This is a genomic window from Pedobacter sp. Leaf176, from assembly GCF_001424305.1.
Classification (GTDB): Bacteria; Bacteroidota; Bacteroidia; order Sphingobacteriales; family Sphingobacteriaceae; genus Pedobacter.
Map to the genome: position 1 here is coordinate 18,828 of NZ_LMPD01000003.1, position 24,325 is coordinate 43,152.

A 24,325-nucleotide genomic window follows, 5' to 3' on the forward strand; every position below is an offset into this window, starting at 1 on the left:
GATCCCTCCGCTACGCTTTGCTCCGGTCGGGATGAAGAATTGATAACGCTTAAGAACAAAAGTCGTCATTTAGATAAATAAATTCGTCATTTCGACCGTAGTGGAGAAATCTTTTACACTGGAGTTATCTTGTAAAGATCCCTCCGCTACGCTTTGCTCCGGTCAGGATGACGAATTGATAAGGCTTAAGAACAAAAGTCGTCATTTCGATAAAAAAAGATGTCATTTCGACCGTAGCGGAGAAGTCTTTAAAGCCGCGGTCTGTGTCCTCACAGAACGGAATCGAAATCATAATGGTCTGTGAAAACACAGACCATAGAATAACCTATAAAATAAAGTCGTCATTTCGACCGTAGCGGAGAAATCTTTTCCGTCAGCAACAACAGAGTTATCTTGTAAAGATCCCTCCGTTACGCTTTGCTTCAGTCGGGACGACGACTTTAAAATAATAACGTAAAAACGATAGAAATTGAGAAGAAGAGATTTTTTATATATGACTGGCGTTGGTCTTGGGACTACCATGCTGCCCAACATGCCTGCTTTCGGTAAAATTATTTCTGTTGAAGAATCTTTAACGCCGGTTGATGTAGCCTTAAAGAAAAGGATGGCCGATATCGCACTCGATGCGGCGAAAGGTAAAGGCGCCACTTATGCAGATGTTCGTATCGGCAGGTATCTGAACCAGGTGGTTGCAACTCGGGAAAACAGGGTGGAGAACATTTCAAATTCCGAATCCTATGGCTTGGGTGTCCGTGTTATCGCAAACGGAAGCTGGGGTTTTGCAGCAACAAACAACCTTGATAATACAAGTATAGCCAAAGCAGCTGAAATGGCAGTTGCAATTGCGAAAGGCAATTCAAAATTGATGGAAGAACCCGTTCAGCTGGCTCCTCAAAAAGGCTATGGCGACGTGAGCTGGAAAACACCAATTGAAGTGAATGCCTTTGAAGTGCCTATCAAAGACAAAGTTGACCTGCTTTTAAAGGTCAACAGTGAAGCCATGAAAGCCGGCGCGAAATACATCAGTTCAAATCTTTTCATGATTAATGAGCAGAAATATTTTGCATCCACTGATGGTTCTTATATTGATCAGGACATTCATAGAATATGGCCAACCTTCACTTTGACCAAAACCGATTCGGCGAGTGGTAAATTTGAAACGCGTAATGCGCTGAGCGCCCCCATGGGCATGGGCTTTGAGTATCTGACACCAAAAGATACAGAAAAAATTAAAGGCGGCCCGGTAACTATGTACAAAAAGCGTTACGATATTTTGGAAGATGTTCGTGAAGCTGCTGTTCATGTAGATGAAAAACTGAAAGCCAAACCGATTGCACCAGGCAAGTATGATTTAATCCTGGATCCTTCTCACTTGTTCCTGACCATACACGAATCCGTTGGGCACCCGACAGAATTAGACCGCGTTTTAGGCTATGAAGCAAATTATGCAGGAACAAGTTTTTTAACGCTTGATAAATGGGAATCGAAAAAGTTTAATTTTGGAAGTAAAGAGGTAAATATCCTTGCCGACAAAACTGAGCCTGGTTCACTGGGTGCGGTGGGTTATGATGACGAAGGCGTAAAATGTGGCAATTGGGATATTATCAAGGACGGTATTCTGGTTAATTACCAAACCATCCGCGATCAGGCCCATATCTTAGGCTTAAAAGCTTCACAAGGTTGTTGCTATGCCGACAGCTGGGATAGCATCCAATTTCAAAGAATGCCGAATGTTTCATTAGCACCTGGCAGTGGGGCATTAAGCGCAGCCGATATGGTAAAAAATGTTGAAAAAGGCATCTATATGTTCGGCAGAAATTCTTATTCGATTGACCAGCAGCGCTATAATTTCCAGTTTAGCGCCCAACTGGCTTACGAAATTAAAGAAGGGAAAATTGTTGGAATGCTTAAAGACGCTGCTTACCAGGCAAACACACAAGAGTTCTGGAATTCTTGTGTACAGCGTTGCGACAAAAATGATTACCGTTTGGGAGGGACTTTTTCAGATGGAAAAGGTCAGCCAGGACAAGCAAGTGCTGTTTCTCACGGCAGTGCAACTACCCGCTTTAATGGCGTAAATGTGATCAATACAGGCAGAAGATTAGGATAAATGGAGGTTGTCTCATAAATATGTATTGTCATCCTGGGCCAAATGTCATCCTGAGCTTGTAGAAGGACGTACAAAACTACCCCTTAAGGCATTTCAATGCTTCGGCATAACAGCACAGGCTGAGCGCAACATGACAGGATCAAAGACGAATTGATTTAAGAGACCGCCTCTTTTTCGACCATCTCTTTTTCAAAAATATCCTGAACCATTTTTATCTGTTCTTCATAAATGGTTTTTTTACGCGTGCCGAAATAAAGCGTGTTTTCAATCTTGTTATAGCCCTCCCATAAAATTTGTACTTGGCCGGATTCCAGTTCCTTTTTTGAGAGAAAATCGGGAATAACGGCAATGCCATTGCCACCACTCAGGCAGCGTAGAATGGAGCTCATGTTGGGAACAATGTAATTCGGTTTAAAATCGGGCCTTATACCAAAATTAATATGCCAGAACCTTCGTAGATGCTCCATATCCCCAGCAGTACCATACCAGGTCTGTTTTTTAAGCCAGTTCTGAATTTCAGTAAGTTTATTGTTTTTAATTAATTCAGAAAGGTCTTTTGCATCAGTTTCTACACCTGCAACCAATACTAGCTTCTCTTTGAAAAAAGGCTTGTACAATAAATTCTTATAATCCCCTTTTTGCGGCGTAACTATTAAATCTAGAATCCCATTATCAAGGTCTGCAAGCATTTGAGGGTAATCTCCAAACTTGATGATAACATTAAATGGCAACGTGGGCAAATAAGGTTCGAGTGTAAACTGAAAAGTTTCGAAACACATACCGATACTGATGGTAGGTACATCTTTTTCGGTCGACTTATGAAAGTGTTTCTCCGCTTCTTCAAGCCTGCAAATTGCCTCCTGAACATAGTTATAGAGTATTTTTCCCCTTTCGGTTGAAACCATTTTCCTTGATGCTCTGTCGAAAAGTTTGTAACCAACATAGCGCTCTAACGAACTCAGATGTAAACTTACGCCCGGTTGTGAAATAAAGAGGTTCTCGGCAGCTGCTGTTAAAGAACCTGTTTCATAAATCGCTTTGAATGTCCTGAACCATTCTAAATTTACCATATCTTAACTATCATAATTATGATACAAATATATGATTTATATTATTTTAATGAGCCATTAGTTAGGAGTAAATTTGTTCATCAAAAGAAAAAAGATGAAAAATATATTTGTAATAAACGGTGGACAGGTTTTCGGCCACTCAGGAGGAAAATTTAATAAATCCTTATTGGAAGCCACGATTTCATTCTTCAAAAATCATCCCGGATTCGAAGTAAAATCAACAGATGTAAACGAGGCTTACGATTTAAAAGAAGAAGTAGAAAAATATAAATGGGCGGATGTGGTCATTTACCATACGCCGGTCTGGTGGTTTCAGCTACCTCATGGATTTAAAAAATACATCGATGAGGTTTTTACCGAAGGTCATCAGAACGGCATTTATAAAAGTGATGGACGTTCATCTTCAAATCCGGCAATAAACTACGGTACCGGCGGCTTAATGCATGGAAAAAACTATATGTTATCCACTTCGTGGAACGCGCCTAAAGAAGCCTTTACTTTACCAGGGGAGTTTTTTAAGGAACATTCGGTTGATGAAGGCCCGATGTTTGGTTTTCATAGGATGAATGCCTTTACTGGCATGGCGCCATTGGAAAGCATCCACTTCCATGATGTAGAAAAAAATGCAGATGTTGTCGCTGATTTAAAGCGCTACAACCAGCATTTAACTAATTTATTTACGGCAAAGCCAATTGAAAATGAAAGTCTACTTAACAGTTATATTGAAAGCTAAAGAAGGGAATTCGGCAGCGCTTAAATCGGCTTTACAAAACATGGTCTTGCATTCTAGAAAAGAAAAAGCCTGCCTGCAATATGATTTATTTCAGGCTTCGGATGATGAAAATACGTTCACTTTCCAGGAGATTTGGGAAAACCAAATGGCTTTGGATTTACATGACGAACAACCCTACATCAAAGAATTCAGGGAAAAGCATTTATCGCTGACAGATGGCAATAACTTATTTTATAAAAACAATAAAATTGCCTAAAATAGTAATACAGGTTTGCCGACAATTATTGCCCGGCAAACCTGATAATTAAAATTACTCCACCCCTCTTGCTGTAGTCGGGATTGTATAAAGTGATTTTGAAGCCGTAATGAACAGTACATTTCTGTCTTTCCCACCAAAGCAAATGTTTCCACACCAGTTCTCAGGTACCTCAATATGTCCGATTTGTTTTCCGGCTGGATTATAGATATTAACGCCCTTGCCGGTTACATAAATATTGCCATCACTATCCAGGGTCATTCCATCAGAATTCTGATTGAAAACAAGTTGCCTATCGGTTAAAGAAGCATCTTTATTAATTTGATAACGGTAGGTTTTATTCGCACTCATATCCGCCACGTAGAGAAACTTCCCATCCGGAGTACCCACAATGCCATTTGGTTTTAGAATATCATCTGCAACAACCACGGCAGTTTTCTTCCCCTCTGGAAGATAATAAACACGTTGTTTTTCAATTTCAGGCTTTTGCCTGGTCCAATAATCGCGTTGATAATAAGGGTCGGTGAAATAGATACCACCTTTTTTGTCAAGCCAGATATCATTCGGTCCGTTAACTTTCTTGCCCTCAAAATCGGAGAATAATACCGTCACTTTTTTGTTTTTGTCTATAGACCAGATTTGATTGTTTTCATCTGCACAAACAATCAGATTACCTTTTCTATCGAAGTAAGTCCCGTTTGCCCTACCCGATTTATCCAGGTACAAACTCAATTGTCCATTGATATCATATTTCCATATTTTATCGTTTGGCTGGTCGGTAAAGAATACATTTCCATTTTTGTCCACGGAAGCACCCTCGGTAAATTTGAATTGCGATGAGATGAGTTTTAAACTATCCTGAATAAAAATCGGCTGTGAAGACTGGGCGAATGAAAACGATGATAGTGAAATTAAGACTAGAAGCGAGCAGTATTTTTTCATAGTTTATGCGTTTTAAAAGAAAAACCGAAACAACAACCAGGCCATACCGAAGCTGATAATGTTTATTTTATTTCCAAAAAAAAGATGATCAGCTGGCTATGCTCAGCGGCTGATCATCTGAAATATCTACATTTTATAAATTAGTCCGTGTCATCGATCTGAACGGGATTTCAATAAAACCAGAATTACTTGCCTGTTTTCTCAATATCCCTATCCATCTCAATTAAATCCACCTCTTCAGGATTCGAAAAATCACCAATAAGGTACTTGTTGAAATGATCCGCCAGTTTCCAGAAAGCATACTCCGTCATGTCGCCAAAACCGTGACGCTGCCCCGGGATAATTAGGAAATCAAAACGCTTTCCGGCTTTCATTAAGGCATTTGCTACCCGAATCGTATTTGCAGGGTGAACATTGTTGTCCACATCGCCATGCATCAATAAAAGGTGTCCCTTCAAGTTCTTTGCTAAATCAGGGTTTTTATCGATACTATATTTAAAAGAAGTATCGCCTTTTAAGGAAACAATTTCCTTTACACCGTGGTGTTTTTCGCTCCACCAGCGGTTGTAAATGCTGTTATCGTGATTACCCGCATTAGAAACAGCAGCCTTGAAAAACTCAGGATAAACCAACATTGCAGCGGTAGACATGAAACCTCCACCGGAATGACCAGTAATACCAACTTTTGTATCATCTATATATGCGTATTTTGCCGCCAGTTGCTCAATAGCTGTTTTCTTATCAGCCAAACCATAATCACGAAGGTTGCCATAGCCATAAGTATGATACCATTTAGAGCGCGAAGGATTTCCACCACGGTTGCCCACAGTGATTACGATGTAGCCAAATTGCGCTAAACGCTCTGTCCTGTCCATACCTTTTGTAAATGACTTATTTACCGCTTCGGTTTGAGGTCCCGGATAAACATATTCGATAATCGGGTATTTTTTATTGGGATCGAAGTCGAATGGTTTATACATTACACCATACAAATCGGTAATGCCATCATCGGCTTTTACAACAAAGGTTTCAGGAAATTTATATCCTGCAGCCATTAATAACGACAAATCTGTTGTTTCCAAATCCATCACCTTTTTACCATTTTTATCATAAACTGCCGATTTCGGCGCCGTGTTCACCCTGGAATAGGTATCAACGAAATAGGCATAATTATCATTCATACTCGACAAATGATCGAAATTGCCTGCATTCAGCAACTTCATATCCGAGCCATCAAAATTAACGCTGTATAGATGAAGGTAATAAGGATCTTCCTTGGCTTCACGACCATTTGCCGTGAAATAAAGTACGCGATTTTTTTCATCTATGTTTACAATGCTTTCGCAGTGGAAAGAACCTTTTGTAATCTGGTTTTTAAGCTTACCATTTCCATCGAAAAGATAAAAATGTGCCCAGCCATCCCGCTCACTCCAATGAATCAGTTCTTTCCCGCCGTTAACCAGCCCGGGGCGGTTCACTTCAACGTACGTATTAAACCGTTCATCAATTATTGGTGTAACCTTTCCGGTTGCAATTTCAACCGTTCCAATATCAATTCGTTTCAAATCACGGCTGGTACGGGAGAAATAAAATTTAGCATCATCACCCAACCATACTGAAGGACGAAATTCGTTATCTCTGTCCTTCGCTAATGAAGGTTTGCTCCAGACCGAAACGCTCTGATCTTTAAACGCCGCAACATTTAATTTTTTATAAGATTTAGCAGCAAAATCGAAAAGTAAAACTTCATCCTGTGGTGCTTCAGCTTCACCAGGCATCTGGTATTTATAGGTTTCTAAAGTCGGCCGGCCAGGTGTAACACTGTTAATGACCCACAAATCTTTAACCTTGCGCGAATCGGTTCTGTTTAAAATGAAATATTTTGCGTTAGGAGACCAAAGCACATAAGCACCCCGGCGTTTCTTATTGTTTTTCTCATTTTCTACATTGTTTTCTCCATCGCCGTCACTTCCGTAGGAATAAAATTTCACCCCATCTTTAGTTAACTGATGTTCAACAATGGTACTATCCTCCTCATTTTTAACGGCTTTTTTATAATTTTCTTTGTCCATCCAATACAAATTATAATTACGGGAAAAAATAATTGCAGAAGAATCGGGTGCAACCGAGCCCCACGCCGGTTTAGGCTTCGGCCTGCTGAAATTGGGCACTTCCGTAAGTTTGGCAGTCACCAAATCGTATTTGAATGAGAAAATTTTCTTCTGTAATGAATCTGCGGCCTTTTTATCTTTCCTATCAGGCTTCACCTCATCTATCGTACTTTTTACTTCGAATGAAATGCTTTTTTCATCGGAAGCGAATTTCAAATTCTCCAAAGGTAAATGTTCGGCATCAAAGGGATCTCTAACAATTAAAGTAATGTCTGCGGCAAGTTTTGCGTTATCAAACAAAGCTCGTTTTGACTTTGCAGCAGGATCAACCAGATACCAGAACTTGCCTTTCGGACTTTCAAATGTATACCAGAAACGGTTGCTCAATTTAAGCCAATGCGGGTCTATCGAAGTAGAATAAACCATTTTTTTAAGCTTATTTGGCGAGAACCTTGCTGCCAGCTGGTAGTTCGCCTTAGGTTGGCTTTGTACGTTTTCCGTAAGGGTAAATGTTTTATTTTGTGCGGCAACCGTAAACGATAAAAGTTGCGCAGCTAAAATGAGTTTGTAAAGTTTATTCATTATGCCTGGTTTAAGGGTCCTAAATTATTCAATTAGCTGCAATTTAGCTAGACCATCCATGTAATAAATGCGATAGTTAATCTGATATTATACATTATTTATTTATCAACATAAACGTAATTATTGAATATTTTTTGATGGAATTTATAGTTTTGCGTAAATACTAATATATGAAATTCAATTTTTTAACACTTTTCACAGCAGGCTTAATTTTATTTGCAAGTTGCACGTCTAACTCGAGATCTGAAGACCAGAAAGGAACTGATTCCACAGAAAAAACGATAGCAACTGCAACATCAACCAGCAAAATCGATGTATCCAAAATAAAAGTAGCTGATGCAAAAACCATTCTTTCCAGAAAACAAGTGCCGATTTTATGTTACCACCAGGTAAGAAACTGGAAAGCCACGGATGGCAAAGTTGGTAAAGACTATATTGTTGAAATCCAGAATTTTAAAGACCAGATGAAAATGCTCGCCGACAGCGGTTACCATACCATTCTGCCTGATCAGCTTTATGCTTACCTAAATACGGGTGCTGCGCTTCCGAGCAAACCGATTATGTTAACTTTTGATGATACGGATGAAGACCAGTTTACGGTTGTGCGCCCTACATTAGATAAACTCGGTTATAAAGCGGTTTATTTCATCATGACCGTTTCTATCGGCAGAAAAGGGAAATTTGTAGATTACATGAGCAAAGAACAAATTAAGCAACTTGCAGATGAAGGAAATGTTATTGGCTCACATACTTATGACCACAAAAACTTTAAAAAATATGCTGGTAAAGATTGGGAGGAACAGTTAGACAAACCCACAAAAAAACTGGAAGAGATTACTGGCAAAAAAATGACTGAATTCGCTTACCCATTTGGTTTATGGAACGCAGCAGGCATCCCTGAATTGAAAAAACGTGGTTTTAGGATGGCTTTCCAGTTATCGACCAAGCGCGATGAGAAAGACCCATTATTTACCATCCGAAGAATTATTGCAAGTGGTTACTGGTCGCCAAAAACGTTGAGCAACAGCATTAAAAATAGTTTTTAGTTGCGAAAAATGTTTATGGCATCTGAAGATGCTGCATCGTTAATAATTTAGAACATTGAACAGGCAATATTTATTAAGAATGACGGTGTTTTCGGCCGTCATTTTTCTCGGAATGCTTATGGCCGCCTGTGCAGGTCATGCCGACAAAAGAAATCCCGCAGGCACATCTGTTTCTGTAACCGTAATTGATTCAGGTAGTATAAAACCGGCTGACAGCAAAACGATTTTATCCCGCCGGGAAGTGCCTGTTTTATGCTACCATCAAATCAGGAATGCAAATGCAAGCGACAGTAAAAGGGCGCATGACGATATCATTTCCCCTGATAAGTTCAAACAACACATTAAAATGCTTGCCGACAGTGGTTACCATAGTATCCTTCCGGATCAGCTTTACAACTACCTGGTTTATGGCAACAAATTACCTGAAAAACCAATCATGATCACTTTTGATGACACAGACGAAGACCAGTTTATCACGGGCGCTTCAACGTTGAAAAAGTATGGCTTTAAGGGCGTGTATTTTGTTATGACCGTTTCAATTGGTAGAAAAGGCCGGATTAATTATATGACGGCAGCACAGATTAAACAGCTGGCTAATGAAGGAAACACAATCGCCAGCCATACCTACGATCATAAAAATTTCGCGCAGTTTAAAGAGGTGGACTGGATAACCCAGATAGATGAACCAACCAAAAAACTGAAAGCCATTACAGGTAAAGAAGTGAAATATTTTGCTTTCCCATATGGCGTTTTCAAGTCTTCCTACCTGCACAAATTGAAGGAACACGGCTTCAAGGCCGCATTCATTTTATCGACCGCAAGAGATGAGAATTACCCGCTTTATACTATCAGGCGAATAATTGACCCGGGTAGGTATTCGGCAAAAAACCTGTATTACAGCATTAATAAGAGTTTTAATAAAACAAAAACCTAGTTTTAACTGTAAGTTTTATAGGCCTTAAAATCGTTTTATGAAAAATCTCCTGCTCCTCTTTATTTCTGGATTATTTATAATTTCCAGTTGTACGAACTCCAAAAAGGAAACCAGCAGTACTGGAAATTCAAACAGCACCAACACCATAAACACAGAACTTACCGAAAGTTTCTATAAAAGATTAGAGGGAACCATTGCAGGTAAACCTGTTACGATGCACCTGCAAAAATTAAACGGCGAATACAATGGAACTTACTATTATGACGGATCCTGGCTTAATCTGACCACGGATACTTTAATAGGGAAAGATAGCCTCATACTCTCAGAAAACAGTTATTACGAAGCTTACAATAGTCAAAATTCTCAACAACCACAATTACGCCTGAAATGGACTGGCAATGGCTTTAAAGGTCAATGGAAAAACGGTGAAGAAACGAAAAGTTATCCCGTTATGCTTCAGGAAAAATACCCCGATGGCAGTTATGCCTTTTCCGTTGGAATGTATCAGGATTCTGTAAAAGCCTTTACCGGAAAAAGTAAATCGCCTTTTGCAAAAATCAGTTTTGAATATGTGAAGCCAACAGCCGTTGATGAAACGGGAAAATGGCTTGATAATCAATTAAAACGCATTTCAGGAATACGACAAAACTCGGTAGATAGAACTATAGGTTTCAAGAAAATAGCAGATGCTTATTTTACAGATTATAAAAAAGAAATTTCGGAACAGCAGGAAAAAGGTCCGGACAGGGGGTTTTTCAGAATGGATGAATTATACCAACAACAGCCAGCAATCTATAGTTTTCAATGACAACGGTTTTGTGGTTATCGATTTTCTGGCCGACGAATACACTGGCGGTGCGCATGGAAATTATGGGAGTACGATGTATTGTTTAGATGTAAAAAACAAAAAACAAATGGTTCTGAATGATGTCGTTAAAATTGATTCAAATGCACTTCAAACACTACTCGAAAAGAACCTTAGAAAACTTTATAACATCAAACCTCAGGAAAAAATTAGCAGCGTCTTGTTTGACGATTTTTTAAAAGCAAATCATAATTTCTATTTCAATAGTAACGGCCTGGCTTTTTTATATAACCCCTACGAAGTGGCAAGTTATGCGCAAGGACAGATTGTTGTTCTTATTCCGTTTGCAGAATTAAGGCCTTATTTAGTTCCGGATTTCTCATCAAGAATGAGACTGAAGTAAATTTATAAAACCCAGCCTCTAAATTTGAACCCTTTTAACAGGCTTTTGTTTCAATAATCACGATCCGATTATCGCTACAAAATTTCTTTAATCAAATAGCTTTTACCATTAAAGTTTAGCTCCTCTCCTATTTGTTTTCCGATGAAAAGTCTGCCAATAGGCGATGCCTGCGATACAGCTATAAAAGTTTGATCACCAACTTTCAATTCCCCGGCGCTGATGCTGATGTAAAAATTTCCGGCTGAAGTTAAAACCAGGCTTCCATTTTTCGCTTCTTTCGCGGCAGCAACATGCTCTAATTGTTGCAGGGCAATTTTCTGTTGTCCGGCTTCATACAACAGCTTACTATTCCTGTCCATTTCCTGCTGCATCATTTCACGAGTGGTTTCATATTTGTCGCCTGCACTGCTTTTGGTATCGTCATTTGATGCCTGCCTAGCCTGTTGCATTGAGTATTCTATGTTTTCTATCCTGTTTTGAATAAAGGTTAAGCAAAGTTGGTAAAGTTCTGGTTTTAAAGAAGACATATTTGACCGAAAATGGAGAATGGGAAATGGGAAATAGATAATGGAAATGCAAGATGAATTGATTTAACTAAATATAGCAGAATTGTTAATTATTAAATTGTTAAGAAAAATCTTCAGGCGATTCAACAATAAAATAATTGAGCAATATACTACGCTTCTAACCAACGTACCTTTTCTTCCATTGAAGTACGATTTGGTGCCCATGGCTTCTCCTTATGATACCCCATGTAGAATAGACCGATGCACTTTTCATTTTCGCCGAGGCTTAAAAAATCACCTAAGTCATCGATTAACGGTGGTGAACTCCAATAGGCACCTACATGCAAACTTTCGGCCGTTAAGGCCATATTTTGAACGGCGCAGGAAACTGCAGCCAGCTCTTCCCATTCCGGTATTTTGCCACTAACCCGCATATTTATAGCGATAATGCAATCTGCCTGACTGGTTTTTTCCGCGAAACTATCGTATTTTTTTTGCAGGAATTGTTGTGACGAAACTTTACTTTTATATAAACTGCCTAATGTTTCCCCTAATCTTGCTAAACCAGCTTTTCTGATTACGACGAAGCGCCAGGGTTGCGTTAATTTATGTGTAGGGGCATAATTTGCGGTCTCCAGAATCTGATTGATGACCTCAACCGGAATCTCTTTTTTTATATAACTTGCAGGAAAAATACTGCGACGGTCTTTAATAATCTTGACTATATTATCGTATGCTGTACTCATTTAGTAAAAGTAGCAAAAAGCGAAACGACTAATGCGGAAAGGAAAAACAAATTTGGTAAATAGAAAAGATTTGATGTTTTAATGACTCGATCGAAAAGCCAATATCGATATAGATTATCCAAAAATAAATCGCCTGTACGCTTTTAAGATGTTAACTTTACAAAATAAACCATTGGAGAAAATGGTTAGCCCGAATTATGATTGAAATAGGAAAATATAACGAATTAAGAGTTTTAAGCAAAACCGAAGCTGGTTTAAACCTCACAGATGGTGATAAACTGGTGGTTTTGCCTTACCAATATGTACCAAACGGTTTAGAAATCGGCGACAACGTAAAGGTTTTTGTTTACATACAAAAGGATGGTCGCCTAACCGGAACCACGCAGAAAGCTTATGCAGAAGTTGGTGATTTTGCTTTTTTAAAAGTCGTTTCAGATGGTGATGATGGTGTTTTCATGGATTTAGGTATTGATAAAGACGTGTATGTACCCACCAAGGAACAAAAAAGGCCTATGCAAAAAGGCTATAAATATGTAGTGTATTTATACCTCGATGAAAATAATGATCGGCTGCTGGCCTCTTCCAGATTATACGATTTCGTTGAGGAGGAAAACTTTGATTTTGAAGAAGGCGACGAAGTTAGTTTATTAATTACTGAGGAAACAGATTTAGGCTTCAACGCCATTATAAACAATACTTACATTGGTTTGCTTTACCACAATGAAGTTTTCGATAACCTTCAGATTGGTGAACATAGAAAAGGCTGGATCAAAAAAATCCGTGTGGAAGGTAAAATTGATTTAACCTTGCAACCCAGCGGCTACGGACATATCCTCGACTCGAAGGAAATGATTTTAGCGGAGTTAAAAAAGAGCGACGGCATCATCGAACTTGGCGACAAAAGCACACCGGAAGAAATTTACCACCGTTTTCAGATTAGTAAAAGCGCTTTCAAAAAAGCAATCGGATCACTGTATAAAGAACGCTTAATTGTTCTTTCTGATGATTCGATAAGGTTACTAACGGACGAGGACGCAGATTAAATAGTTTTTCCATTAATAGTAACGGAAGCACAGAATACGCGGAACTGGATTTTATTCTCTGTGAATTTCGTTTTTCCGTGGCAAAAAGATAATTCAATTAATTAATTAGTCTAACTTAAAGTTTCTCCAGCTGAACTAACAGACGTACACAGAGGTTTTGTTTTCTATTTTCTGCTTATATCAGCGTTTTGTTCGGGAAATTATTAGACTTTTAGTTTAATTTTCTCCCGCTGAAACCACAGACTTGCGCAGAGATTTTGTTTTCTATTTTTGCCCTAGAACAACATCTTCTGCTAGAAATTAGTAGATTTTAAACATAGAAATAGGAATGGCCGCAGAAACAAGGAAACGGATTTTAACCTCTGGGAATTCTGTGCTTCCGTGGCAAAAACTAAAATTGACCAGCAACGCTCAAATTTCCGGTACCTTGATCATCGGCTATAAATTATCCTGTAATGTTTTGCGCTTTTTTTGCTATTTTCGCTTATACATGCTGAATATACAATCGAAACTTCCCGGCGTAGGCACAACCATTTTTTCGGTAATGTCTAAGCTTGCGGCAGAGCATAATGCCATAAATCTGTCTCAGGGTTTTCCCGATTATGCCTGCGACCCGAAGTTGACCGACCTGGTTAGTAAGGCAATGAAGGATGGTTTCAATCAATATGCACCTATGGCCGGCAATACTTTTTTAAAGGAAGTAATTGCGAATAAGATTGAAAAACTATACAATGTATCGTATAACCCGGACACTGAAATCACCATTACTGCAGGTGGAACACAAGCCATTTTTACCGCATTGGCGGCTATCATAAATCCTGGTGATGAAGTAATTATTTTCGAACCGGCGTACGACAGCTACGCCCCTACCATAAAACTTTTAGGCGGGCAGGTAAAAATACATGAACTCGCCCCACCAGATTACCACATCGACTGGGATAAGGTTAAAAAGCTTTTTACCCCGAATACGAGAATGATTATTCTCAACTCCCCGCAAAACCCAACAGGTAGCATTTTATCCGAAGCCGATATGAAATTGCTGATTAAGCTAGTCAGCGGAACGGACATTTTAATTCTGAGCGATGAAGTATATGAGCACCTGATTTACGATGGACAGAAACATCAAAGTGTTATGCTTTTTTCGGAATTGAGGGAAAGAAGTTTCGTTGTCGCCTCTTTTGGTAAGCTTCTGCATGCTACAGGATGGAAACTCGGCTATTGCATTGCACCGGAAATGTTGACAAAAGAATTTAGAAAAGTACATCAATTTAACGTTTTCAGCGTTAATAGTCCAATGCAGCAAGCCATCGCGGAATACCTTAATGAACCTGACAATTATAATAGAATAGCTAGTTTCTTCGAAAAAAAACGCGATTATTTCCGTCAGCTAATGTCTGATACCCGATTTGATCTATTGCCCTGTAAGGGATCCTATTTTCAGTGCGCCAGCTACAATACCATTGGCGATGAGAAAGACACAGATTTTAGCAGAAGACTGATAACAGAATTCGGCGTAGCCACCATACCGGTTTCTGCATTTTATCAAAAAGCAACAGACCATAAAATTATTAGATTTTGCTTCGCTAAAGAGGATTCAACTCTTGAAATGGCAGCAGAAAAATTAAGAAATGTTTAACCGTCAGAAATATTAAACCTATGGATGCACCTGTTTACACACAGATAGAAAACCTGAAAGTGACCATTTTCCAGGCCTATCTTTTCTGGGAAAACATTGAGAAAAATCTTCTAAATCTCGCACTCAGATTATCTATGGGTGTAAGGGAAAAAACGGATTTAATCATTTTACCCGAAATGTTCAACAGTGGCTTCAGTATGAATTCCGAAACTTTAGCCGAAGAAATGGGCGGTTTTACTATGCAATGGATGCAAAAAATGGCCTATCAATACAATTGTGTGGTTACAGGTAGTTTAATCATAAAAGAAAACGGAAACTATTTTAACCGCCTGATCTGGATGGAACAAAACGGCGACTATAAACATTATGATAAACGCCATTTATTTGGTATGGGAGAAGAAGATAAACATTTCAGTCCTGGAAAAGATAAACTCATTGTGGAACTTAAAGGCTGGAAAATCAGGCTGGCCATCTGCTACGACTTACGTTTCCCGGTGTGGTTGCGTAATGTAAACGAAGAATACGACATTTTACTTCTAGTTGCAAGCTGGCCGGATAAACGTTCGGCACACTGGCGTGCCTTAATTCCTGCCAGGGCAATTGAAAACCAGAGCTATGTAATTGCGGTAAATCGTGTGGGGCATGATGGAAATCAGGTATATCATGGCGGACACTCCATGGTTATCGATCCTTACGGAAGCACTGTTTATTACAAACCCGAAGATGAAGATATGTACACGGTGACCATTAATTACGAGGAACTAGTAAAAATCAGACGCCAGTTTCCGTTTCTTAAGGACGCCGATAAGTTTAGTATTGAGGATTAGTTATTAAGCTCAATCCACCATGTTCAGTTATCAATTTTCAATTCACAATTAATCAATTTTACTTTAACCAGAGAATGTTCAACCGTCGTAAATTTATAAAGGCCTCTGCCCTGTCTGCAGGCCTACTGGCCATCGATAAAATAAGCATTGCCGATGCCATGCCAACGCCGTCCAGCAAAGCCGGTCGTTTCCCAATTGTTATTTCCACCTGGGATTTCGGTATTGCCGCCAATGCAGATGCCTGGAAGGTCCTATCAAAAGGAGGTCGTGCGCTAGACGCCGTTGAACAGGGGGTCTGGGTTCCAGAGGCGGATGAAAAAAATCAATCTGTTGGTTATGGCGGCTTGCCCGACCGCGATGGTAAAGTAACCCTGGACGCCTGCATTATGGATGAAAATGGGAATTGCGGCGCTGTTCTGGCCCTTGAGCATATTAAACACCCCATTTCCGTTGCCAGAAAAGTTATGGAAAAAACGCCTCACGTAATGCTTGCCGGAGACGGCGCCTTACAATTCGCATTAGAACAAGGATTCAAAAAGGAAAACCTGCTCACCCCTTCCAGCGAAAAAGCCTGGAAAGAATGGTTAAAAACGGCAAAATATGAACCAGTAATGAATATTGAGAACAAACTTTATGATAAAGCTGCGCCTCAGAAACTACCTGGAAATCAATACAACCACGATACCATTGGTATGTTGGCCATTGATGCCAAAGGGAATATTTCCGGAGCCTGTACAACCAGTGGAATGGCTTATAAACTTCACGGCAGAATTGGAGATAGTCCGATAATCGGTGCAGGTTTATATGTAGATAATGAAGTGGGTGGTGCAACATCGACTGGTGTTGGCGAAGAAGTTGTTCGAAATGTTGGTTCCTTCTTAGTGGTAGAACTCATGAGGCAAGGTTATGCACCAGAGGCGGCCTGTAAAGAGGCGGTAATGCGGATAATTAAGAAGAAACCGGAAACAGCAAAAAATATCCAGGTGGGCTTTTTAGCCATAAATAAAAAGGGAGAATACGGCGCTTATGCCATTCAGCAAGGTTTTAGTTATGCTGTTTGTAATGAAGAAAAACAGGACCTGTTGATTAAAGGCAAAAGTTATTATTAGGCCGCGAGGCCGCCAAGTTGGTCAATTACTCAAATTATTATCAGTCGGGGCTAGTTTAAGGCCATTAGTGCAAAATAACTGCGCTCAACGCCGAAACAATAATGGTTAACGGGGACACCAACCATGGCATGGGATAAAACGTAGTTGAAAAAATAAATAAAAATATACTCTTGTTATGAACGGTAGAAATTCAGGTTCTCCTTTAGCAGCAGCAGGATCGTGGGGATTAGAAGTCTGTGCAAACGGTTACGAATCTGCCTTAAATGCCCAAATTGGTGGTGCAAAACGTGTGGAACTGTGCGATAACCTAGCTGAAGGTGGCACAACCCCCGGTTATGGTCAAATTGCATTAAGCAAGAAAAACTTAACCATTGAAATTTGGCCGATCATACGACCCCGCGGCGGCGATTTTCTTTATTCCGACTTTGAGTTCGACTTGATGAAGGAAGACATTAAATTATGTAAATCAATAAATTGTGATGGCATCGTATTTGGAATACTCAAAGCCGACGGCAGTATAGATAAATCGCGTTGTGCTGAATTAATCGAACTGGCCAAACCCCTGCCTGTGGCCTTTCACCGGGCGTTCGATATGAGCAACAACATGGAAAAAGCCCTTGAAGATCTAATTGATTTAGGAATTGTCAGGGTGCTTTCGTCAGGAGGCGCCAGTTCAGCAATTGACGGAGCAGAAAAGTTAGCCAACCTGGTTAGACAGGCAGATGGCAGAATTTCTATTATGCCAGGTGCCGGTGTAAACGAAAGCAACATCGCAAAATTAATTGCAAAAACCGGAGCTAAAGAGTTTCACGCTTCTGCTAAGGCTTTTGTAGTAAGTAAAATGGAATTTCGCAATACAACAACTAAAATGGGCAGTATTGATGATGAATATCAGTATGAATTGACTTCTGTTGAGAAAGTGAAAGGCTTGGTTAAAATTATTACAGATAACTTAAATCAAAACGCTTAAGATTCCCGCCTGCGCGGGAAGGACGACTTACGAACTAATCTCATCTGCGGAAATCTGCGAATTCTGCGGGCTTATTATTAATATTTACAATGCATTAATCTTTTTACATTTTTTCGCGAGCAAATTGAATATTTTACGATTCTTCTATTTGTTTAAGCCACTTCCAGGAACATAACCTAAACCTGGTGTTAACCAATGCAATAAGATCACCCTGGAATAACGGTAATTTATTGGCGACAATAATAAAACACCTGCGAGAATAAAGCCTACATAATACCAAAGATTCTCGTAAACCAATGGTAAACCTAAAACGTAAGCGGCAACACCAATTGTAATGATTTCTGCCACGTTCATGGCATAGCTTACAAACATCGCCACGTAAAAGAAGCCAGGCTCGCGTTCGAATTTCAAATTACAAACCGGACAATTTATATTCGTTTTCTGGAGTTTAAATGAATAGGCACTGCCGGTGAAAATATCCCCTTTGCGACAACGGGGACACTTACATTGCAATACCGCCTGAAATTTAGAAAGCTCTGCCATAGTTATCTTTATTAATGAGGCAAATTTATGTTTTAAAACACCGTTAAATTATGATCTGCATCATATTAACAAAACGGCATAAGCTGTGAAATGTTAGGCAGTAAATTAAATCTTTATGATCTTCCCGCGCTTTAAACTTAAAAAGCCTTTTTCAGCAAGGAGCTTCACGCCCCTGATAACGGTTTCGACACGTAGGCCAGTCATATCTGCCAATTCCTGGCGGGTTATCTTCAAACTTTCACCCGGTTCAATATCCGAAAACAAATAATTAAGAATCGTTTCCAGGCGATGTTGCGCTTTTTCACTCGCGAGTTCTTCCAGCATCATCGACTTATAAAAAAGCCGGTTACTTAAAACCATTATCAAATTCATACTGAAATCCGCATCCTCTTTTAAAAGATTGAGGAAATCAATTTTACTCACCGGTATAATTTCAGCATGCTTATTTATTATGGTGTAAGCAAGATAAGGTCTGTCGGCCAATAAAGCAGGTTCACCAAAATATTGCCCGGCTTTAAAAATCCCCTGGATAAATTCTTTTCCTTCCTCATTAACAGTCACCATTCTCACCTCACCTTTTTTTATAAAGTAAACAAAGCGCGGCTTCATACCTGGTTCATAAATCACAGAACCCTTCGAAAATTCCTTAATTTTAAAACCTTTATCCAGGAATTGCTGAATGTACATCTGTAACATACGGAAAAGCTAGCCGATGGTTTCTTTCATTAGCCGGGTATAAAATTCTTTTAACGATAAACCCATCGCGGCTACCTGCTGGGGTATGAAACTTGTAGCGGTTTGCCCGGGAATGGTGTTAATTTCGATAAAATAAAAACGGCCGGTGCCATGCTCCAGAAAGTAATCTATGCGAACAACGCCCCTGCAATTCAATTTTTTATAAATGTCTTTAACCACCTGATGAACTCTGGTATACTCCTCCTCATTCATATTCCCTGGTGTAATTTCTTTAGTAGCGCCCGGTGTATATTTCGCCTCAAAATCGAAAAACTCGTTTGATGGTATCACTTCCGTAGTCGGTAAAACTGTGACTTCACCTTCTGCACTAAAAACACCTATAGAAAATTCCCTGCCACTCACAAATTCTTCAATCAGCACCTGGGTATCTTCATGGAAAGCTTTTTCAACAGCCGCCTCCAAATCATCTGCATGTTTTACCTTGCTCATGCCAATACTGCTTCCACCGCTGTTTGGTTTTACAAAATAAGGCAGCCTTAAATCCTGTTTAATTTCTTTTAGGTTATAAAAACTGTTTTTAAAAATCTGAATTGATTTTGCCGTGTATAAATTTGCAATACCCTCTACAATTGCTTTGGTATAGCCTTTATTCATGGTTATAGAAGAAGTTAAGGCATCACAGGTTGTGTACGGGATGTTCAGCATATCGAAATAGCCCTGAAGTTTCCCGTCCTCCCCCGGAGAACCATGAATGGCGATAAAAACACCATCAAACTTTATTTTACGCCCATCAAAGTTCAAAGAAAAATCGTTTTTGTCGATTTCTATCTTAACAGAATCGGCAGGCTCATAAAACCAGCCCTTGTCATTCAGCATAATTTTATAAACGTCGTATAAATTGCTGTCTATATTTTGCGCAATTGTCGCCGCGCTCTTTACCGAAACAACCCATTCACCTGTAGTACCGCCAGTTAACAAAGCTATCGTTTTTTTCATCTGAAATTCTTAATCTAAATTATATCACCAAAAATATAAATATCTTTGAGCAATATTTAGTTTTGGCTGATAGATTGATAATTGATGGTATCGTATTTGCTTAAAAATACGCGTTCGTAGGTAAAAAATCGATTATTAGATCACTAAATTAATTACATTTGAGTGCAGACTTAACCCCAGAATTTAACATTCATGTCTAAATTTATAGATTACTTAAAAACCAAATCATTTAGAAAGACCATTATAGCAGCAATAATTACCGTATTTCTGTTGTTGCTCATTGCTTTTTTCAGCCTGAGGTATTACACAAAACATGGTGAGGGTATCAACGTACCTTTAGTTAAAGGAATCCCTTTTGCCGATGCTGTCGTGAAGCTTGAGGAAGCCGGACTAAAATATGAAGTTGATTCTGTTTTTATTTTAGATCAGCCTGCGGGCATTGTAATTGACCAGGATCCGGATCCGAACACTTTTGTAAAAGACAACCGGACGATTTATTTAACTATAAATGCGGGTAAAATCCCGAACACCAAATTCCCTGATATTGCATTTAAAACCTTGAGGGAAGCACAGGCGATAATTGAAAGCTCCAGACTAAAAGTTGGCGACACCACGTATAAAGCAGATGTTAGTCGCGACGTGGTATTAGAGGCCACCTTTGGCGGTCAACCGATCCAGGCCGGACAGTCTATTCCTGTTGGTTCAAGAATAAACCTGGTTCTAGGCGATGGCCGCGGTAACCAGGATGTTGATATTCCGCAGTTAATTGGTTTAACGATAGATGAAGCTAAATTCAGCTTAAAAGGTTCGGCTCTAACATTGGGCGATATTGCATATGAGGGACAAATTATAGATAGTGCAAATGCCGTAATTACCAAACAAGACCCGATGCCAGCAGATTCTCTGACAAAAGTTGCCATCGGAACAAGAATTAACATCACTTTATCTAATAAACAGCTATAACGCACATTATAATAATGACTGAAGTAGAAAAACAGAAAATGAGTACAGGAAAAAAGGCCGCAATCGTTATTGCAGCACTATTTATCCTTATCGGCGGCTATTTTGCATTAAACTTTTATAAAGTTTATTTCGCTCCTAATGTTACCGGAAACCAAAAATATTTATACATTAAAACAGGTTCAAATTACGATGCTTTGGTTGATAATTTGAAAAGTAAAGACATGCTCAAAAGCATTCCTGCTTTCGCTGCAGCAGCAGGCAAAATGAACTTAGCTAACAATGTAAAACCCGGTCGTTATTTATTAAAAAAAGGCATGACGAACCGTACTTTGATAAACATGATAAAGGCCGGCAACCAGGAGCCTGTTAAACTTAAATTTCAAAATATCAGAAAGAAGGAGAACTTTGCCGCTTACCTGGCAAGCAATCTTGAAGCGGATTCACTAAGTTTTATCCAGGTCTTGGATTCAGTTCCACTAATCAGTAAATATGGCTTCAACCAGGATAATGTGTACACCATGTTTATCCCGAATACCTACGAAATGTACTGGAATATTAATCCGGTCGATTTTTTTGAACGGATGCAAAAGGAATATGATAAATTCTGGAATGCTGAACGTAAGCAAAAAGCAGCTAGTTTGAACTTAACGCCTGCACAGGTGTATACCCTGGCTTCTATAGTCGATGCGGAAGCCCTATATGACAAGGAAATGCCAATCATTGCCGGATTGTATTTAAACCGGTTAAACAAAGGAATTTTATTACAGGCCGACCCTACCGTTATTTTTGCAAACAATGATTATACGGTTAAAAGAGTGACGAATAAGTTATTGCAGGTTCAGTCTTTATACAATACCTATAAATATGCAGGTTTGCCTCCTGGTCCGATTATGATGCCAAGCATTAAGGCTATAGATGCTGTATTAAACCGCGAACAAAACAATTACATATACATGTGTGCCAAGGAGGATTTTTCAGGCTACCACAACTTTGCAGAAACAAAAGCCGAGCATGAAGTTAATGCAAAAAAATACCGCGACGCTTTAAATAAAAGAAACATCTTTAAATAATGTTCGTACACGAAACAAAAGTAAAAGTTCGCTACGCAGAAACCGATCAGATGGGTATAGTTCATCACGGCAACTATGCATTATATTATGAAATTGCACGTACCGAATGCTTTGAGGCTTGCTCCGGCATCACCTACGAATCAATGGAAGCTGAAGGCGTAATGCTGCCATTACTCGAACTGCAATCGAAGTTTTTAAAGCCTGCACTTTACAACCAGGTGCTAAAAGTAAAATCAATCGTTAAGGAATTGCCAACTGTTCGTTTGCATGTGGAATATGAAATCTATAACGAAAAAGAAGAACTCATAAACATTGGTAAAACAACATTGGTATTTGTTGATAAAAACACCAGAAGACCATGTCATCCCCCTAAAAAATTTATGGATGGCGTTAAACAATATTTTCAGTAATTGATTAATGGAATGGTTACACCGGCAACTATTAAAACTTAAGTTCTATTCTAAATTCATTGAGTGGACTAAAGGCTGCGTTTTGCCCGGATTTAGCCCGCTTCCGTTATATACTGTCGCAACATTTTTTTTTAAGGAAATTGGCAAGGAGTCACTGGTTAATAAGTCTTCTTCATTGGCTTACAGTTTCATGCTGGCCATATTCCCAAGCATCATTTTCCTTTTTACCTTAATCCCATTTATACCCATTTCCGGCTTCCAGGATAAATTGCTGAGTTTAATTGAACTGGTGCTGCCGCACAATGCCTTTGAAGCCTTTGAAACTACGTTAAAGGACATTATAAAGAACCAAAACAAGGGTTTACTCTCCTTTGGTTTTCTCTCTGCCATATTTTTCGCCACTAACGGTGTTAAAAACTTAATGAAGGCATTTAACAAGGCCTCATTAATCATCGAAACACGAAGCTGGTTAAAACAACGGCTAATAGCACTTATCCTGACCATGGTTATATTCTTGTCCGTGGTACTCTGCATAAGTGCAATGGCACTTGGCGAGGTCCTATTAAATTACATTAAAACGGAGCTCCACATTAAAGATAGCCTGGCGGTTTATGCAATACAATTTACACGCTGGACACTCTTAACGATTTTGTATTTTATTACCATTTCAATTCTTTACCGTTACGGACCTTCGCATGCAAAAAAATGGAAGTTATTCAGTGCTGGTTCCTGGCTGGCTACCATACTCGCTTTTTTCACCATCTGGGGTTTTTCTTTTTACATCAACAATTTCGGTTCCTACAATAAAGTTTATGGCTCTATCGGAACTTTAATCGTGGTGATGATCTGGCTTTACCTAAATTCTTTGATTTTATTACTCGGATTTGAGCTGAATGCCAGCGTTGATGTAAGCAAAAGAAGTGTTAAAATTATACGGCCAACTTTCAATTTATTCAAAAAATCGGAGCCAATTGAAGAAAACATCCGTAAGACATGAAATTTTTCTCCCTCTGTGTTAAGCAATTATCAACTTTATATAAAAAAAAGCCCTACACAGTTTGCAAATATAAACCGGATTTGTACTTTTGCCGATGGAAAGCTGGCAGAGTGGTCGAATGCGGCAGTCTTGAAAACTGTTGACTGTAATAGGTCCGGGGGTTCGAATCCCTCGCTTTCCGCAGAAAGGGATGATTTAAAAATCATCCCTTTTTTCGTATATTAAATTCCCCACAACGAAATTCAAGTCAATTAGCTACATGAATTATCCGCGGAATCTTTTCAGTTTAAAGAATTTTAATTTATCTCACTTCAATTAAAAACTCATCTGAAAAGTCGCTATTATAAACCTTAAATTCAACTGGCCAGGGCATTTCAGTCAATTCCCCTATAAATGAAGTAAAAAGCTGTCTGAACCGACCGAAGTTAATATCCTCACGACAAATAACCAGATAATCGCGGTCACTCTGCATAATAACTTCATGTATGTAGGTTGCCCAATGATTTTTTAGTTTTAAAGAAAGGTGGTTAAAATTATGAGCATCTAAAAAAGCGCCGATTTCGAATAAGCTTTCCTGATTTAAATTCGTGGGGATGGTTGATAGCCACACATTGTTGACTTTTTGAAGGCGGCCAATCAGGTATCCGCCAGATAATATATGCCAAGCCTCGCTTTCCAGGTAATTAACCAATTGATAAGCCTCAGCCGCCTTTCCCTCACCCACTACACAATCCAATACCACTTTTCTGTTCGAACCGGGCAATTCTTTTCTGTATTTATCCAGACCCTGCATCATTCTATTCTATTTAATCTAATAAACT

25 protein-coding genes and 1 tRNA gene are annotated in these 24,325 nt (G+C 39.2%); 17 read left to right on the forward strand and 9 right to left on the reverse strand.

Annotation, left to right across the window (positions count from 1 at the left end):
* The first annotated feature begins 469 nt into the window (after window positions 1-469).
* On the forward strand, window positions 470-2,110 hold the full coding sequence (locus ASF92_RS08905; protein ID WP_056091179.1) for a TldD/PmbA family protein: 1,641 nt from the start codon (window positions 470-472) through the stop codon (window positions 2,108-2,110).
* A gap of 155 nt (window positions 2,111-2,265) precedes the next feature.
* Here the strand turns inward: ASF92_RS08905 and ASF92_RS08910 are convergent, their stop codons facing one another.
* Entirely contained in the window at window positions 2,266-3,180 is a 915-nt protein-coding gene (locus ASF92_RS08910) for a LysR family transcriptional regulator (RefSeq protein ID WP_056091182.1), read from the reverse strand.
* Window positions 3,181-3,274: 94 nt separating this feature from the next.
* Here ASF92_RS08910 and ASF92_RS08915 point away from each other — a divergent pair, with 94 nt between their 5' ends.
* A complete protein-coding gene (locus ASF92_RS08915; protein WP_056091185.1) occupies window positions 3,275-3,913 on the forward strand; it encodes an NAD(P)H-dependent oxidoreductase in 639 nt (212 codons plus the stop codon).
* Window positions 3,903-4,169: a putative quinol monooxygenase gene (locus tag ASF92_RS08920; RefSeq protein ID WP_231729783.1), complete on the forward strand. Its 267-nt coding sequence runs from the start codon at window positions 3,903-3,905 to the stop codon at window positions 4,167-4,169. Before ASF92_RS08915 ends, ASF92_RS08920 begins: the two co-directional genes overlap by 11 nt.
* Before the next feature lie 54 nt (window positions 4,170-4,223).
* On the opposite strand, the gene ASF92_RS08925 is transcribed toward ASF92_RS08920, so the two are convergent.
* Together ASF92_RS08925 and ASF92_RS08930 are read right to left on the reverse strand one after the other, a co-directional pair.
* Window positions 4,224-5,111, reverse strand: coding sequence for an SMP-30/gluconolactonase/LRE family protein (locus tag ASF92_RS08925; protein ID WP_056091192.1), 888 nt, complete (start codon window positions 5,109-5,111; stop codon window positions 4,224-4,226).
* A gap of 185 nt (window positions 5,112-5,296) precedes the next feature.
* A complete protein-coding gene (locus ASF92_RS08930; RefSeq protein ID WP_056091196.1) occupies window positions 5,297-7,804 on the reverse strand; it encodes a DPP IV N-terminal domain-containing protein in 2,508 nt (835 codons plus the stop codon).
* A 170-nt stretch (window positions 7,805-7,974) separates the two neighbouring features.
* Here ASF92_RS08930 and ASF92_RS08935 point away from each other — a divergent pair, with 170 nt between their 5' ends.
* The 4 genes from ASF92_RS08935 to ASF92_RS08950 all read left to right on the forward strand — a co-directional run bounded on the left by ASF92_RS08935 (window position 7,975) and on the right by ASF92_RS08950 (window position 10,992).
* A complete protein-coding gene (locus tag ASF92_RS08935; protein ID WP_056091199.1) occupies window positions 7,975-8,850 on the forward strand; it encodes a polysaccharide deacetylase family protein in 876 nt (291 codons plus the stop codon).
* A 79-nt stretch (window positions 8,851-8,929) separates the two neighbouring features.
* Window positions 8,930-9,784 carry a polysaccharide deacetylase family protein gene (locus ASF92_RS08940; protein WP_056091202.1) on the forward strand — a complete coding sequence of 285 codons (855 nt, stop codon included), beginning with the start codon at window positions 8,930-8,932 and terminating at the stop codon, window positions 9,782-9,784.
* Window positions 9,785-9,821: 37 nt separating this feature from the next.
* On the forward strand, window positions 9,822-10,592 hold the full coding sequence (locus ASF92_RS21210; protein WP_056091203.1) for a hypothetical protein: 771 nt from the start codon (window positions 9,822-9,824) through the stop codon (window positions 10,590-10,592).
* A complete protein-coding gene (locus ASF92_RS08950) occupies window positions 10,549-10,992 on the forward strand; it encodes a DUF3298 and DUF4163 domain-containing protein (protein WP_056091206.1) in 444 nt (147 codons plus the stop codon). Before ASF92_RS21210 ends, ASF92_RS08950 begins: the two co-directional genes overlap by 44 nt.
* Before the next feature lie 74 nt (window positions 10,993-11,066).
* Here ASF92_RS08950 and ASF92_RS08955 read toward each other — a convergent pair whose 3' ends face one another.
* Together ASF92_RS08955 and ASF92_RS08960 are read right to left on the reverse strand one after the other, a co-directional pair.
* The gene (locus ASF92_RS08955) at window positions 11,067-11,519 is read right to left on the reverse strand and encodes a hypothetical protein (protein ID WP_056091209.1); all 453 of its coding nucleotides are present in this window, start codon (window positions 11,517-11,519) and stop codon (window positions 11,067-11,069) included.
* A gap of 149 nt (window positions 11,520-11,668) precedes the next feature.
* Complete coding sequence (locus ASF92_RS08960; protein WP_056091212.1) at window positions 11,669-12,244, reverse strand: nitroreductase; 576 nt, start codon at window positions 12,242-12,244, stop codon at window positions 11,669-11,671.
* A gap of 197 nt (window positions 12,245-12,441) precedes the next feature.
* On the opposite strand from ASF92_RS08960, the gene ASF92_RS08965 reads away from it, so the two are divergent.
* From ASF92_RS08965 to ASF92_RS08985, 5 genes are all read left to right on the forward strand, one after another.
* Window positions 12,442-13,287, forward strand: a complete 846-nt coding sequence (locus ASF92_RS08965) for a S1 RNA-binding domain-containing protein (RefSeq protein WP_056091222.1) — start codon at window positions 12,442-12,444, stop codon at window positions 13,285-13,287.
* Between the two features lie 490 nt (window positions 13,288-13,777).
* On the forward strand, window positions 13,778-14,923 hold the full coding sequence (locus tag ASF92_RS08970; protein WP_056093201.1) for a methionine aminotransferase: 1,146 nt from the start codon (window positions 13,778-13,780) through the stop codon (window positions 14,921-14,923).
* A gap of 20 nt (window positions 14,924-14,943) precedes the next feature.
* A complete protein-coding gene (locus tag ASF92_RS08975) occupies window positions 14,944-15,750 on the forward strand; it encodes a nitrilase family protein (RefSeq protein ID WP_197413262.1) in 807 nt (268 codons plus the stop codon).
* Window positions 15,751-15,824: 74 nt separating this feature from the next.
* Complete coding sequence (locus ASF92_RS08980; protein WP_056091224.1) at window positions 15,825-16,859, forward strand: N(4)-(beta-N-acetylglucosaminyl)-L-asparaginase; 1,035 nt, start codon at window positions 15,825-15,827, stop codon at window positions 16,857-16,859.
* A 175-nt stretch (window positions 16,860-17,034) separates the two neighbouring features.
* Complete coding sequence (locus tag ASF92_RS08985) at window positions 17,035-17,829, forward strand: copper homeostasis protein CutC (protein ID WP_056091227.1); 795 nt, start codon at window positions 17,035-17,037, stop codon at window positions 17,827-17,829.
* Between the two features lie 144 nt (window positions 17,830-17,973).
* Here ASF92_RS08985 and ASF92_RS08990 read toward each other — a convergent pair whose 3' ends face one another.
* The 3 genes from ASF92_RS08990 to ASF92_RS09000 all read right to left on the reverse strand — a co-directional run bounded on the left by ASF92_RS08990 (window position 17,974) and on the right by ASF92_RS09000 (window position 20,064).
* Window positions 17,974-18,372, reverse strand: a complete 399-nt coding sequence (locus ASF92_RS08990) for a DUF983 domain-containing protein (protein WP_082489514.1) — start codon at window positions 18,370-18,372, stop codon at window positions 17,974-17,976.
* A 105-nt stretch (window positions 18,373-18,477) separates the two neighbouring features.
* Window positions 18,478-19,068, reverse strand: a complete 591-nt coding sequence (locus ASF92_RS08995; RefSeq protein WP_231729784.1) for a Crp/Fnr family transcriptional regulator — start codon at window positions 19,066-19,068, stop codon at window positions 18,478-18,480.
* A gap of 9 nt (window positions 19,069-19,077) precedes the next feature.
* A complete protein-coding gene (locus ASF92_RS09000; protein ID WP_056091233.1) occupies window positions 19,078-20,064 on the reverse strand; it encodes a D-alanine--D-alanine ligase in 987 nt (328 codons plus the stop codon).
* 192 nt (window positions 20,065-20,256) lie between these two features.
* Here ASF92_RS09000 and ASF92_RS09005 point away from each other — a divergent pair, with 192 nt between their 5' ends.
* The 5 genes from ASF92_RS09005 (at window position 20,257) to ASF92_RS09025 (ending at window position 23,685) form a co-directional block, all read left to right on the forward strand.
* Complete coding sequence (locus tag ASF92_RS09005) at window positions 20,257-21,027, forward strand: PASTA domain-containing protein (protein ID WP_056091235.1); 771 nt, start codon at window positions 20,257-20,259, stop codon at window positions 21,025-21,027.
* Window positions 21,028-21,041: 14 nt separating this feature from the next.
* On the forward strand, window positions 21,042-22,097 hold the full coding sequence (gene mltG, locus ASF92_RS09010) for an endolytic transglycosylase MltG (RefSeq protein ID WP_056091239.1): 1,056 nt from the start codon (window positions 21,042-21,044) through the stop codon (window positions 22,095-22,097).
* On the forward strand, window positions 22,097-22,507 hold the full coding sequence (locus tag ASF92_RS09015) for a thioesterase family protein (protein WP_056091241.1): 411 nt from the start codon (window positions 22,097-22,099) through the stop codon (window positions 22,505-22,507). Before mltG ends, ASF92_RS09015 begins: the two co-directional genes overlap by 1 nt.
* A gap of 7 nt (window positions 22,508-22,514) precedes the next feature.
* Window positions 22,515-23,504, forward strand: coding sequence for a YihY/virulence factor BrkB family protein (locus tag ASF92_RS09020; RefSeq protein ID WP_056091244.1), 990 nt, complete (start codon window positions 22,515-22,517; stop codon window positions 23,502-23,504).
* A 96-nt stretch (window positions 23,505-23,600) separates the two neighbouring features.
* A tRNA-Ser gene (locus tag ASF92_RS09025) sits at window positions 23,601-23,685 on the forward strand.
* A gap of 120 nt (window positions 23,686-23,805) precedes the next feature.
* Here ASF92_RS09025 and ASF92_RS09030 read toward each other — a convergent pair.
* Window positions 23,806-24,300: a hypothetical protein gene (locus ASF92_RS09030; RefSeq protein ID WP_056091247.1), complete on the reverse strand. Its 495-nt coding sequence runs from the start codon at window positions 24,298-24,300 to the stop codon at window positions 23,806-23,808.
* Window positions 24,301-24,325: the final 25 nt, after the last annotated feature.